Source organism: Actinobaculum suis (assembly GCF_900618115.1).
Taxonomy (GTDB): Bacteria; Actinomycetota; Actinomycetes; order Actinomycetales; family Actinomycetaceae; genus Actinobaculum; species Actinobaculum suis.
In genome coordinates this window covers 234,175-246,697 of the sequence record NZ_UYIO01000001.1, presented here as the reverse complement: position 1 = coordinate 246,697, position 12,523 = coordinate 234,175, and the positions used below count along the sequence as shown (strand labels likewise).

General features: G+C 60.9%; 8 protein-coding genes, 1 tRNA gene and 1 pseudogene. 1 reads left to right on the top strand and 9 read right to left on the bottom strand.

All coding sequences use genetic code 11. The annotated features are described in order from the left end of the window. Window positions 1-83: 83 nt before the first annotated feature. The 3 genes and pseudogenes from H8274_RS00990 to H8274_RS00980 all read right to left on the bottom strand — a co-directional run bounded on the left by H8274_RS00990 (window position 84) and on the right by H8274_RS00980 (window position 4,229). The gene (locus tag H8274_RS00990; protein ID WP_420807974.1) at window positions 84-2,513 is read right to left on the bottom strand and encodes an RNA degradosome polyphosphate kinase; all 2,430 of its coding nucleotides are present in this window, start codon (window positions 2,511-2,513) and stop codon (window positions 84-86) included. Window positions 2,514-2,603: 90 nt separating this feature from the next. Then, window positions 2,604-3,002, bottom strand: a pseudogene (locus H8274_RS09660) (GNAT family N-acetyltransferase); the annotation flags it as partial. 597 nt (window positions 3,003-3,599) lie between these two features. Continuing rightward, window positions 3,600-4,229 carry a hypothetical protein gene (locus H8274_RS00980; protein ID WP_065415192.1) on the bottom strand — a complete coding sequence of 210 codons (630 nt, stop codon included), beginning with the start codon at window positions 4,227-4,229 and terminating at the stop codon, window positions 3,600-3,602. A gap of 369 nt (window positions 4,230-4,598) precedes the next feature. Between H8274_RS00980 and H8274_RS00975 the strand changes: the two genes are divergently transcribed. Next, a tRNA-Lys gene (locus tag H8274_RS00975) sits at window positions 4,599-4,676 on the top strand. A gap of 341 nt (window positions 4,677-5,017) precedes the next feature. On the opposite strand, the gene hemL is transcribed toward H8274_RS00975, so the two are convergent. The 6 genes from hemL to hemE all read right to left on the bottom strand — a co-directional run bounded on the left by hemL (window position 5,018) and on the right by hemE (window position 12,489). After that, complete coding sequence (gene hemL / locus H8274_RS00970) at window positions 5,018-6,337, bottom strand: glutamate-1-semialdehyde 2,1-aminomutase (protein ID WP_185933595.1); 1,320 nt, start codon at window positions 6,335-6,337, stop codon at window positions 5,018-5,020. A 194-nt stretch (window positions 6,338-6,531) separates the two neighbouring features. Then, window positions 6,532-7,509: a porphobilinogen synthase gene (hemB, locus tag H8274_RS00965; protein ID WP_276330068.1), complete on the bottom strand. Its 978-nt coding sequence runs from the start codon at window positions 7,507-7,509 to the stop codon at window positions 6,532-6,534. A gap of 97 nt (window positions 7,510-7,606) precedes the next feature. Beyond that, window positions 7,607-8,758: a uroporphyrinogen-III synthase gene (locus tag H8274_RS00960; protein WP_185933594.1), complete on the bottom strand. Its 1,152-nt coding sequence runs from the start codon at window positions 8,756-8,758 to the stop codon at window positions 7,607-7,609. Further along, entirely contained in the window at window positions 8,758-9,702 is a 945-nt protein-coding gene (hemC, locus tag H8274_RS00955; RefSeq protein WP_185933593.1) for a hydroxymethylbilane synthase, read from the bottom strand. Before hemC ends, H8274_RS00960 begins: the two co-directional genes overlap by 1 nt. Further along, complete coding sequence (locus H8274_RS00950) at window positions 9,699-11,282, bottom strand: protoporphyrinogen/coproporphyrinogen oxidase (protein WP_185933592.1); 1,584 nt, start codon at window positions 11,280-11,282, stop codon at window positions 9,699-9,701. The genes hemC and H8274_RS00950 overlap by 4 nt, the downstream gene beginning before the upstream one ends. A 187-nt stretch (window positions 11,283-11,469) precedes the next feature. Further along, complete coding sequence (gene hemE, locus H8274_RS00945) at window positions 11,470-12,489, bottom strand: uroporphyrinogen decarboxylase (RefSeq protein ID WP_420807966.1); 1,020 nt, start codon at window positions 12,487-12,489, stop codon at window positions 11,470-11,472. Window positions 12,490-12,523: the final 34 nt, after the last annotated feature.

The window sequence follows — 12,523 nt, the reverse complement described above, 5'->3', positions numbered from 1 at the left end:
CCGCAACCAACCGCTGGGTTTCGGTAGTTCCGGTGGTCCCGCAACCGGCCTGTTAGCTCCCGGCAGTCCCGCAACCCTGCCACTTAGTTTTGCGACCCCGCTACTTTGGAGCGGGCCTGCCGCATGAGGAGATCTTGGATATCTACGAGCGGCCGGCCTTTTGCGGTGCGGTTGTGCCGCACCCACCCGTCTGGGCCGAGCCGCCAGGAACTGGTGGAATCGGCCATGGCCACGTCGATAAGTTCAACGACCCGTTCGATTTGTTCGGGCACCACGATTTTTATGAGAGCTTCTACGCGGCGGTCCAGGTTGCGGTGCATGAGGTCGGCCGAACCGATCCATACGTCCGTATCGCCGTCGTTGCAGAACGCATAGATACGCGAGTGTTCCAGGTACCGGCCCAGGATGGAACGGACCCGAATGTTTTCGGAAAGGCCGGGAATGCCGGCCCGCACCCCGCAAATGCCGCGCACTTGGATCCATACCGGTACGCCGGCTTGGGAGGCTCGGTAGAGGGCGTCGATCATGGTTTCATCGATGATCGAATTGCATTTGATTTTGATCCAGGCGGGTTTGCCAGCGTTTTTGTTCGCAATTTCCTTTTCGATTCTTTCCACCAGGCCGGCGCGGATCCCGGTGGGAGCCACGAGCAGTCTGTGGAAAGTGGCGGCGGGGGCATAGCCGGAGAGCTGATTGAAGAGGCGGGTGAGATCTTGGCCCACGTTGCGGTCGCAAGTGAAAAGCCCCAGATCTTCGTAGCCACGCGCAGTTTTCGGGTTATAGTTCCCGGTTCCCACGTGGCAGTACCTGCGCAATACGGCTCCTTCTTGGCGTACCACGAGGCACAGTTTGCAATGGGTTTTCAGGCCCACCATCCCGTAGACCACGTGGACGCCGGCACGTTCGAGTTTGCGCGCCCACCCAATATTGCGTTCTTCATCAAACCGAGCCTTGATTTCTACGATCGCCAAAACCTGTTTGCCGGCCTGTGCCGCTTGAATAAGCGAATCAATGATCGGAGAATCCCCCGAAGTACGGTACAGGGTTTGTTTGATGGCGAGCACTTTCGGATCGGCGGCGGCTTGCGCGATGAAGGCTTGCACCGAGGTGGAAAATGATTCGTAGGGGTGTTGGACGAGCACTTCCCCTTGCCGGATCTTTTTGAAAAGATTCGCCGATTGCGCCGATTCCGCATCGGTGAGCCCCACTGGCGTGACCGGTACGTATTTCGGGTATTTGAGGGCTGGCCGATCCAAGCTGTGAAACAAATCCAAGCTGGTCAGATCGAGCGGGGCGGGCAACCGGTAAACATCACTTTCCCCAATATCCATTTCGGACATGAGGAACTGGAGTACTTCCGGTGCCATATTTTCGTCTACCTCCAGGCGCACTACGGGCCCAAAACGGCGTTTCATGAGCTCTTTTTCGAGTGCGGTAAGCAGGTTTTCGGCGTCGTCTTCCTCTACCTCTAGATCTTCGTTACGGGTGACCCGGAAAGTAGAGTAATCCTTCACCTGCATACCCGGGAAAAGTTCGCCTAAATGTTCCCCGATGAGTTCCTCGAGCGGCAAGAAACGGAGTTCTTCTTCCGGTTCTGCGGGGATCGTTTCGGCGCGGTAAACGTTACCTTGCGGGTCTAACGCAATGAACCGCGGGAGAATATCGGGTACTTTCACGCGCGCGAACATAGTGGCGCCGGAACCGTCTTCCACGCGTACCGCCAGGTTGAGCGAAAGCCCGGAAATGTACGGGAACGGGTGGGAAGGGTCGACGGCGAGTGGGGTGAGCACCGGGAAAATATTGGATTTGAAGAACCGCGAGAACTGTTTCTTTTCGGTTTTTCCGAGCTCGTGCCACCGCGTGATACGAATGCCTTGGTCGGCAAGTTTGGGGGCGACGTCGTCTAGAAAGACGCGGGCATGCCGGGCTGTGAGTTCGTGCGTGCGTTCTTCGATCCCGTTCATCACTTGCCGCGGGGTAAGCCCGGAAGCGGCGGTGACGGCGATGCCGGAGCGAATGCGGCGCTTCAGGCCGGCCACTCGCACCATGAAGAATTCGTCCAAGTTGGAAGAGAAAATGGAGAGGAACCAGGCGCGTTCCAAAAGCGGCAAGCTTTGATCCTCGCTCTGTTCGAGCACGCGCTCATTGAAGGCCAACCAGGAAAGTTCACGGTCCGCAAACCGGCCCTGCGGAAGTTTGGATTCTTCCGGGGCTTTGGCCGCGCGCTTGGCTTCCGCGCGCGCTTCTTTCGCCATTTGCGTGAGCGATTTGGTGGAAACCGGTGAACCGAGCCGGGCCGCCACATGGAAACTATCTTCCGGCTGCGCCGCGGCCGCCTGCGCGGCTGCGGCCGCTACTGCTTCCGCAACGGTTTCCGCGGTATTTTCCGGCGCGGTTTCCGACGCGGTTTCCGACGCGGTTTGCTGAGCTGCACCTTCTGACGAGACGCTATCTGGCACCGATGCTTCCGGCTCTGCTGTTTCCGGCGCCCTAACTTCCGCCATTTTGGCCACATCTGCTGCCGTGGCGGGGCTGGCGCCGCGTGCGGCACTCAAAGATGCCGTTAGCGGCACGTGATACAGCACATGCCGCTGTGCCTGGTGGAAGCCGGCCTTTTCGTACACGCGGACGGCCGCCTCGTTTTCCCCATCCACATACAAGATGACTTTTTCAAAACCGCGGTTTTGTGCCACTAGTAGCGCCCGGTGCGTGAGCTCGGTACCCAAACCGCGGCCCGCATATTCCGGATCCACGCCGAGCACATAAATCTCCAGAGAGCTATCCCGCGCGGTTCCGGTTTCGATGCTGCTATTGGCGCTGGTTACGGTTTCGCCCTCGGGGCCAGCGCCGGTGCCAGCCCCTTGCGGCGTCGCCACTTCTTGCGACGTGGCAACCCTTTGCGGCGTCGCCACTTCCTGTGGTTTGAGCCAGAGGAAACCGATCATGGTGCCCTCGGTTTTAGCCACGAGCAACAATTCCGGGGAGAACCACGGTTCGCGCATGCGCGCCCGGAAATCCGCGGCCTGCAAAGCCCCCTGTTCGGGGTGGGTAGCAAAAGCGGTGGCGTTGAGTTGTACCAAGTCCGCAAAATCAACGTCTGGATCGAAAGTGGAAATAACGACGCCGGGGATCTCGCCGGGTTCGGGCGCCGGATTTTCTTCTCCCACGCTACGTTCCAACACCAGCAGCTCGCGGCCGGGAAGCAGGCCTTCTTTTTCGGCCAGGTACTGGGCGGCCGGCAAATCGCCGTGCGCCCAAAAATCTGTTTCCCCATCCCGGGCGGCGGCCCGCAACAGGGCCGTCCCCACGCCGGTGCCGCGAGCTTGCGGTAATACCGCCAATTCCACGGTGTTATTGCGGCCGCGATGGGCGATACCCACCGCCGGTTCCCCTACCTGCCACACTTTGGAAGAACTGGCCCCGGCGGCCACGTCTAGCAGGGTCTGTTCATCGAAGGGCGCCGTGCCGTCTGCCGCTTCTGCGGCGTGAGCGATGCGTTGCAGGGTTTCCGCAGATTGTGCGGTTAGCGGACCGGATACAACTTCCATAAGTGCTTCCTCGTTCTAATTTTTCATAGTTTTCAGTTTGAGTGCAAAGTTTTAGTGCAAGAGCCCGCGCGCGGCCTGCTGGCCAGCCTCACGGAACTCCAGGCTGGTTTGAATAAGCGCCGTATCGCGGCGGGTAACAGGTGTGGCCAGCGGATGTTCGTCATTGCTGATCCAGTGCGGATCAACTTCTCCCAAAGTGTTGGTCAACCGGGCCGACTTGGCGAGCACTTCCTCCAACTCGCCAGTGAACTCGCCTCCAAGCACGCTATCCCAAGCATCTTTTACTTCGCTCGGCCGCGGCGTCATATCGAGCTTTTGTTTGCCGTCCGCACCCTGGGATTCCAGTTCCGCGGCCGCCAAATCCCACCGGCGTTCCACTTCTTGCGGATAGCGGCGAATCCATTCGCGCAATAGGAAGCCGCGCCACAATGCCCCCGGCAAAGAGTCTTCCGGTGAACGCACCCAGGATTCGGCAATCACGTCCACGCCTTCCGCGCGGACGAGTTCCAATACCCGCCCCCGAATCGCGGCTTCTTCCGGATCTTCTTCCGCGTCTCTGGGGAATAGCAATGCCTGCGCAGAGGTATGAGCAAGCTCAGAGTTGTAAGCAACATCACCATCGCCCTGGATCGCTTCGAGCTGTTCCGGCTTAATTTGTGCCGGCCTACGGAACTTAGCCATTGTTTCCTCCTAGATCTGTGGTTATATCTACTTTTCCGGTCCTCCTCTATTGTCTCTCATCTCACCCGGAAGCGGGGCACCGCGCGTACTACCGGCCACTTTTCGCCACAGCCGGCACCCCACACTCGCCTGGAACTGCCGTACCGGTCGCTTCGTATTCCACTGCGGCGCCTTCCGTTTCCCGACGCCGCCGCCGGCACCGCGCGCGTAGCTTTACGGCACCGCGCGTACCTTTACAGCCCTGCGCGGTACTTTCCGGCACGACGCGACCTACCTGGGCTTACGTATGGAAGGCCGAAAGCGACCGTATGAAACGTTCTCCCTCTCACATTTTCCACATCTGGGTAAACAGGCGCTAAACTACTAGGCGGGCCTCTAGCTCCAAATGGTTAGAGCACTGGACTTTTAATCCATGGGTTGTGGGTTCGAATCCCACGGGGCCTACCACTACTTTCCCCCGGAATCACAACGAAAAGTGATTTCGGGGGAAAACTATTACCACGCAAAAAGGGAACAAAAAGGGGACAAGCCCCCCCCCCGAAATCACAACGAAAATAATTTCGGGGGAAAACTTTTTCGGCCCGCGAGTAACACCTGAGTAACACCGAAAAACGTCTAGCGCTTCAGAGTTACTTAGCGTACGCAAAGGTGTCGCTAACCTGTAGCTAGGCGAAAGCTCCCTAGAAACACTTTTCGGAGCTAAACCCGCTATGAGGGGCAGCCCATCTGCGAAGCAGACAATCAGGTTTTGTATAAAGCTAGACCTGGACCTTTATGCCTCCGAGCATTTACGCCTCCGGGCGAGCGGCAGCTGCGGCGCGGGCGGCTTGCGCAGCGGCCTGGGCGATCCGTTCAATCGCGGCGGCGTCGTGCGTGGCAGAAACGAAGTAAGCCTCAAACACGGAAGGCGGCAGGTGCACCCCGCCCTCCAAGAAGACGTGGAAGAAGGGCGCGAAACGGAACTGCTCTTGGGCTGCCACTTCCGCATAGTTGTGCGCGGGGGTGGGGGCGAACAGTACCGAGAACAGGGAGCCGACGCGTTGCATAGTGTGCGCCACGCCGGCCTCCTGCAAAGCCTGAGTAATGATCTCCTGGATTTGTGCGGAAGCCGCGTTCACCTTCGCGTAGACCTCGGCGTCGGCAAGCTGGAGGGTGGCGATTCCGGCCGCGGTGGCGAGCGGGTTCCCAGAAAGCGTGCCGGCCTGGTATACCGGGCCGGTAGGCGCGAGATAGTCCATAACGTCTGCCCGCCCGCCCAGGGCCGCGATGGGCATACCGCCACCGATCACCTTGCCGAAGGTGAAGAGGTCTGGGGTGAAATTTTCTCCAGCGTCGCGCTGTAAGCCCCACATGCCGGCCGGGTGGACCCGGAAACCGGTGAGAACTTCGTCGAAAATGAGCAGCGCGCCATGCTGGTGGCAAGTTTCGGCAAGGAACGCATTGAAACCTGGCGCGGGTGGAACCACACCCATATTTGCCGGTGCCCCTTCCGTAATTACGGCCGCGATTTTCTCCCCGTGCGTGGTGAAAAGTTCGGTCACGGCCTCCCGGTCGTTATAGGGCAAAACCACTGTGTCTTGCACGGTACCGGCCGGTACACCCGCGGAAGAAGAAAGCCCGAAGGTGGCCACGCCCGAACCGGCGGCTACTAACATGCAGTCTTCGTGGCCGTGATAGCAGCCAGCGAATTTGACCACGAGATCCCGGCCGGTAAAACCTCGCGCCAAACGAATCGCCGTCATGGTGGCTTCCGTACCCGTGGAAACAAAACGCAACTTTTCTACCGGGGCCACGCGGGCCGCTACCAATTCCGCGAGTTGCACCTCCGCTTCCGTGGGCGCCCCGAAGGAAAGGCCCCGCGCCGCCGCTTCCTGCACGGCCTGCACCACCTGCGGATGGGAATGGCCCAAAAGCATTGGCCCCCACGAACCAACCAGGTCAACATATTCTTTTTCCGCCGCCGTAGCGGTATCGCTAGCCCGCCCGTACAGGTAAGGGCCTTGGGCGCGGTCCACAAAAATCGGGTCTCCCCCTACCGAACCGAAAGCCCGCACCGGCGAATCCACGCCGCCCGGGATCACTGACTGGGCACGTTCAAAAAGGCTCATCTTTCCTTCTACTTCCTTTGCAGTTCTATGCTGTGTTTTTGTATCTGTTTGGTTTGCGTTTGCAATGCGGTTGTAATGCGGTGTTTTCGCCGCGGGCCGTTTTACGCTCTGCTATTCGCCGCGGGCCGTTTTGCGCCGGCCAGCGGCCCGCTAGTCCACTTCACGCCCGGTTCATGCCCGGCCCCAGCGGCCCGCTAGTTTTCGCGGAGCCAGCCGGCAATTTCGGCGGCCCAATAGGTGCAGATCATGGTGGCTCCGGCGCGGCGAATGCTCAGCACACTTTCCATAATGATGCGCTTGCGGTCTACCCAGCCGCGTTCAGCGGCCGCTTCCACCATCGCGTATTCGCCAGAAACCTGGTAAACAGCCACCGGAACGGTCACATTTGCGGCTACGTCCGCCGTCACGTCCAGGTAAGAACTACCCGGCTTGACCATTACGACGTCGGCCCCTTCTGCCTCATCCAACAAAGCTTCCCGCAAACCTTCCGTACGGTTAGCCGGATCGAGCTGATAAGTAGCACGATCTCCGCGCAACTGAGAATCTACTGCTTCGCGGAACGGCCCGAAGAAAGCGGAGGCGTATTTTGCCGAATAGGCAAGGATGGAAACCGCGGTGAAACCTTCCCCATCCAAAACTTCCCGCACGGCCGCCACCTGGCCGTCCATCATCCCGGATAGGCCGAGCATGTGCGCGCCGGCCCGGGCCTGCGCGAGCGCCATCTCCTGGTAGATCTCCAAAGTGGCGTCATTGTCCACGTTTCCCTGCGCATCGAGCACCCCGCAATGGCCGTGGTCGGTAAATTCGTCCAGGCAAAGGTCGGCAATAATAACGGCGTCGTCACCTAGTTCGGTACGCAAAGCCCGCAACCCGCGGTTGAGGATCCCCTCCGGATCGGTAGCCGCGCTCCCCCGCGCATCGCGCTGCGCCGGCACTCCGAACAACATAATCCCGCCCACTCCGGCATCCACTGCCTGGCGTGCCGCGCGGGGCAAAGACTCCAACGTGTGCTGGTAGACGCCGGGCATGGAAGCGATCGGCTCCGGTGCGCTTATCCCCTCGCGCACAAACATGGGAAGCACAAGGTTCGCCGCGGCCAGCTGCGTTTCCCGCACCATTCCGCGCATTGCCGCATTGGTCCGCAACCGGCGCGGCCGCTCAATAAGTTCCACTTTCCGTTCCTTCTTTCCTGGATTCTTTGTTTCTTCGGTTTTTGGTTTCTTGGTTTCTTGGTTTTTTTGGTTTCTTGGCTGCTTGGTTACTTGGCGGCTAGTTACGTAGCGCCCGGGCGATTCCTGCCGGGTCCGGGGTGGGCGCTACTCGCACCGGCCCGCGGTACCCAGCTTGCCGGCAGGCGCGCGCGGTCGGCTCCCCCAGGGCGACGAGCGCCGGGGCACCTTCCCGCAACCCGATATTTTCCGGTGGCGCGTTATCTTCCGGTGGCCTGTTATTTTCCGGCGGCGCGTTACCTTCCGGTGGCAATGCCTTTCGCATGGCCGCAAGTACCGCGCGAGCGGCACTTCCCGCGGTCAAAACGATAGCGGCCGGGCGTAGGCTCAATACCTTTTCGACGCCGTCCACATCCGGCTCCGTGCGATACACCTCGTGGCGTTCTACCTGGTAACCGCGGGCGGCAACTGCTTCCGCGAAATCCGTAGAAGCCAGGCTCGAACATGGAAAATAGATACGCCCGGGAATGTTTGACGGCGAGACCTCTGGCACTTGAGAAGCCGGGTTTTGAGCACCCGGCCCCTGGGCAGCGGGCTTCGGGACATCTTGACCTCTATAACCTGACCCCTGAACACCCGGTTTTTGCCCGGTTTGGCCCAGGCTGGTTTGGTACTGCTGGGTTTGGTACTGCGCGGCTAGCGGGAAAGCTTCCCCGAAAACGCGGCCGGTAGCTGGCTGGGGGCCAATGAAATCCGGCGGCCGGGGGCTATGGTGTGCCGTGCCCTTACCGATACAAGCAATTTGCAACTCCGGCGGGATTTCTAATTCCCAAGCCCGGAAAACATCAAACACATAGCCCGAAGTGACCGCTAACCATATCGAGGCTGTGGATTGGCGGCCAAGGGCATAGGCACCGGCGGACTGACTGCTGAACTCGCCGGCAAGATCGCGGGCAGGCTGGCTGGTCGGCTGGCAAATGCCTGCGCGGGTATATCCGCCGTTTCGGGCACAACTCGCAGAACTCGCATGATTTCCATAACTCGCAGAATTCCCATAACCTGCATAACCGGCATAACGGGCCAGGTAATCGCGAGCGCGCTCTTTTTCGCTATCCACAGGGATCCGCCGCGTTACGGGAATCCCCAGCCAGTTAGCTGGCACTTGCCAGTGCGGGGGAAGCACGCGCGTGATTACCACCGGTCCGGTAGTTCGGAAGGCACCGGAATTAGAAGCACGCTTCGTCGCCGCCATTACTTGCCCTCGGTTTCCCGGCCGACGCTTTGCGCGGCTGGCCCGAGTGCTTCCAATAGCTTGGCGGCCAAGCGGAAGCCAAGCTCGCGCGGATCTGCGTGAGCGGCGGCCGGCGCGGCCAGTTCGAGGCGGATGGTTGCTTCGTCTTCGGCGCTGGCAGTGCCATCCGGGCTGGTCCAACGGGCGAAAAGATGTAATTCATCCGTGCCCGAGGCCACGGTAGCCAGAGCGCCAACCGGCGTCGAACAACCAGCTTCGATCCCCACCATAAAACTGCGTTCAGCCAGTGCTACCGCCCGGCCTTCCGCACTCTCCACCTGTGCGGCAGCGGCCGCCGCGCGCGTACCGGGCAAGGTTTCCAGGGCGAGGATGCCCTGCGTGGGTGCCGGCACCATTTCCGCCACGGGAATATCGTGCCCGCCAGTTATCCCCAAGCGGGCCAGACCAGCACGAGCCACGATCACGGCGTCGAGATCCGCCCCCGCCCGCGCGATCCGGGTAGGCACGTTACCGCGAATCGGCACCGCTTCCACATCAGGACGCAAGCGCAACAATTGGCCGATGCGGCGCGGAGAACCGGTTCCCACCCGCGCTCCCGCCGGCAGTTCCGCAATACTCGGATACTTGCCGTACAGCACATCGCACGGCGCTTCCCGCGCGGAAAAGAACATGGCGAAATCGGGGCTATCCGCCGCCGGCAAATCCTTGGCCGAATGGACCACCAGATCGCATTCGCCGGCCAGTAACGCTTGGCGCACCGCGTTCGTAAACAGCCCGGTGCCACCGATTTGCGAAAGCTGGCGGCGGTCCGTATCCCCGCGCGTAGTGATCCCCACCAGTTCGAAAGCGTCATATAAACCAGCCGCGCAAATCTGCCGGCCCACCGCTTCCGCTTGCGTGACGGCCAGTTGCGAAGTGCGAGCACCAATGCGAAGTACCGTCACTGCGCGTCCTTTGTGGAATTCGGTTCTGCGGTTTCTTCGGCGGTTTCTTCTACGGCCGGGTTCGAAGTTGCTTCGGGGTGCGGAGCCGGTGCCACGCCCGTGATTTGGCGGGCCAGGCCCAGGGAGTGTTCGATGATCGAGGAGATACCGGCTCCGGCCAGCCAGCTGCCGGCCCCGTAAACGCCGGGCGGGAAGACCAAAGCATCTTGCCACTGTGCCAGTTGCGGGCTGCGCGGGGTGAGAGCAGGCCCCCAGGCTTCGAAATGCCAGTCGAGGATGCGCGGGTTTTCGATCCCGGTGATCCGGGTGAAATCTGCGGTCGCTATTTCCGCAGCGTTCGCCTCCGTAATATGTGCTTCCGGGTTATAAGACAGCCGCACCACGTGCGGGGCGGGAAGCCGCCACTTGTAACTCAAATGGGTCATGCCCTTAACCCGGCTAAACCCGGGCGCCGTGAGCAAACCCGAACCGCGCGGGCCATTATCCAATTCCGGATTATCCAAAGCTAAAGAAACGTGCGTGATCGGATTACCGCGCGGTACCTCCGGGAGTGGATTATCCGAAATCATGGCTAGCAAATGTGCGGAAGGATCCAAACCTGCCGCCAAAATAACCCGGTCGGCATGCACCACGTGTGGCTTACTTGGCGCGGCAGCTACAGAACCTGCGGCGCTACCGGGCGCGGCGGCGTCGGCACTGGTTTCGATAACGAGTTCGTAACCGCCTTCGACCGCGCGGATCGCGGTAACTTTCCGCCCGGTGTGGATAACGGCACCGGCTTGGCGGGCTTGCGCGGCCAAAACGAGTGGCAACCGGTACATGCCCCCGACGATGCTTGCCGTGCGCGCGCCGGACGGAATGGAACGTACCGCCCCGGCCAGCGTGCCTTCCCGTTCGAAAGCTTCCTGCAAATATGCGGGAATGGCCAGCTCGTACGGGTCGGCAGAATAGATCGAGGTGGTAATCGGCGCGACCAGCGTGTGCACCACCTCCGCACCCATCCGTGCTTCCACCAGCTCGCCCACGCTGTTTGCCGTGCGGCCTACCTCCGGGCCAAGCGTGGCGTCGGCGGCGGCGCGGGCGGGATCGCGCAAAACTTGGCGCACCTCTTCCGATTCGGGATGCGCGGGAATCCCCATAACCGAACCTGCCGGCATTGGGAAAGCCGCGTGCTCGGAAACAATCCACGACCTACCGCGCGGCTCTTGCACCTGCAAACCTAAAGATTCGATGTAAGCCCGGGCGTGGTCCTGCTGCGCAAAACTCTCCGCCCCGCCTTCAACCGTGCGGCCCGCCAATTCCAAACCATGAATCAACCCGCCCAGCTCGGCATCGGCTTCAAAAACTTCCACTTCGTGGGCGGAATGGGTACCGCGGGCGTGGTGGGCGTGGTGGGCGTGCTGGGCGTGCTGGGCGCTAGATTCCGGCGTGCTGGTAGATTCCGGCGCGGCTGCAGTTTCCAGCGTGGTTGTTGTTTCCGGCAAGGCTGCTGTTTCTGGCGCGGCTGCTGTTTCCGCGTGCGTTAGTTCACGTGCCAGTATGAGCCCGGCCAAGCCGCCGCCCACAATTACGGTCTTCATCGATGTGCCCCTATCATTCTGGTGATTGGTTTTTCTTCTTCTGCTGCTCTTCTACTGTTTTCTGCGGTGTCGCTTCCCTGCGTAATGTGCGGTGCCGCTGGCTGCGCAGCATCGCTTCCCCGCGTGGTACTGCTTCCCAGCGTGGCACTGCTCCCATGCGCGGTGTTGCTTTCTAGCTCTTACCGGCTCAGCCCGCTGCCATTTCTTGCGGGGAACGCGAATGCACATATTCCACCACTCGCGTGAGCACCGCCGGATCCGTGGTGGGCGGTACCCCGTGGCCCAAGTTCACAATATGGGCCGGTGCCGCCGCCCCCGCCCGCAAAACGGCGTCGATATGCTCCCGCAAAACCTCCCACGGAGCCGTAAGCATCGCCGGGTTGATGTTCCCCTGCACCGGTTTGCCCGGGGCGCGGCGCGCCGCCTCATCCAGTGGGGTGCGGTAGTCGACGCCGATAACCTCGGCCGGCTCGGCCATCAAATCCAAGAAGGCGCCCGTCCCGGTGCCAAAATGGATCGCCGGAACCGGCAGGTCGGCAAGCACGCGCCGCGAATACGGCAACACGCGTGCCTCGTAATCCGCGCGGGAAAGCGAACCGGCCCACGAATCGAAGAGCTGTACCAACTGCGCGCCCGCCTCGATCTGCACCTCCAAGAAGCGGCGAGTAATGCGCGCCACCCAGCTCAGCAAGGCATTCCAGGCCTGCGGATCGGCGTACATCATGGCACGGGCAGCCAAGTGATCGCGCGTGCCCTTGCCTTCTACCAGGTAGGCGGCAACCGTGAAAGGCGCACCCGCAAACCCAATTACGGGCACCTCCACTTCCCGCGCAGCGGCGGCCAGCCCGCGCGAAATCAAGTCCTCATCTTCGAGACACCTGTCTGCAATTTTAGCGACGTCGCTACGGGTGCGGACCGGTTCCGCAATCACCGGCCCCACCCCGGGCACAATTTCCACCGCAATGCCTGCCAAGCGCAGCGGCACCACAATGTCTGAGAAAAATATGGCGGCGTCCACTTTGTGCCGGCGCACCGGCTGCGCCGTGATCTCAGCCACCAAATCTGGAGTCAAGCAAGCCTCAATCATGGGGATCCCTTCCCGCGCTTTTCGATATTCAGGGAGGGACCTCCCCGCTTGACGCATAAACCACACGGGATACTTCCCCGGTTTTTCGCCATTTGCGGCAGTTAAAACGCTTTTGTTCACACCTTCTCGCTTCCTTGCGCCCATCTGACTTCCT

Bases quoted from the DNA above. Each gene is read 5' to 3' on its own strand.
- H8274_RS00980 (WP_065415192.1), bottom strand. From the start codon at position 4,229: ATGGCTAAGTTCCGTAGGCCGGCACAAATTAAGCCGGAACAGCTCGAA.
- hemL (WP_185933595.1), bottom strand. From the start codon at position 6,337: ATGAGCCTTTTTGAACGTGCCCAGTCAGTGATCCCGGGCGGCGTGGAT.
- H8274_RS00960 (WP_185933594.1), bottom strand. From the start codon at position 8,758: ATGGCGGCGACGAAGCGTGCTTCTAATTCCGGTGCCTTCCGAACTACC.
- H8274_RS00950 (WP_185933592.1), bottom strand. From the start codon at position 11,282: ATGAAGACCGTAATTGTGGGCGGCGGCTTGGCCGGGCTCATACTGGCA.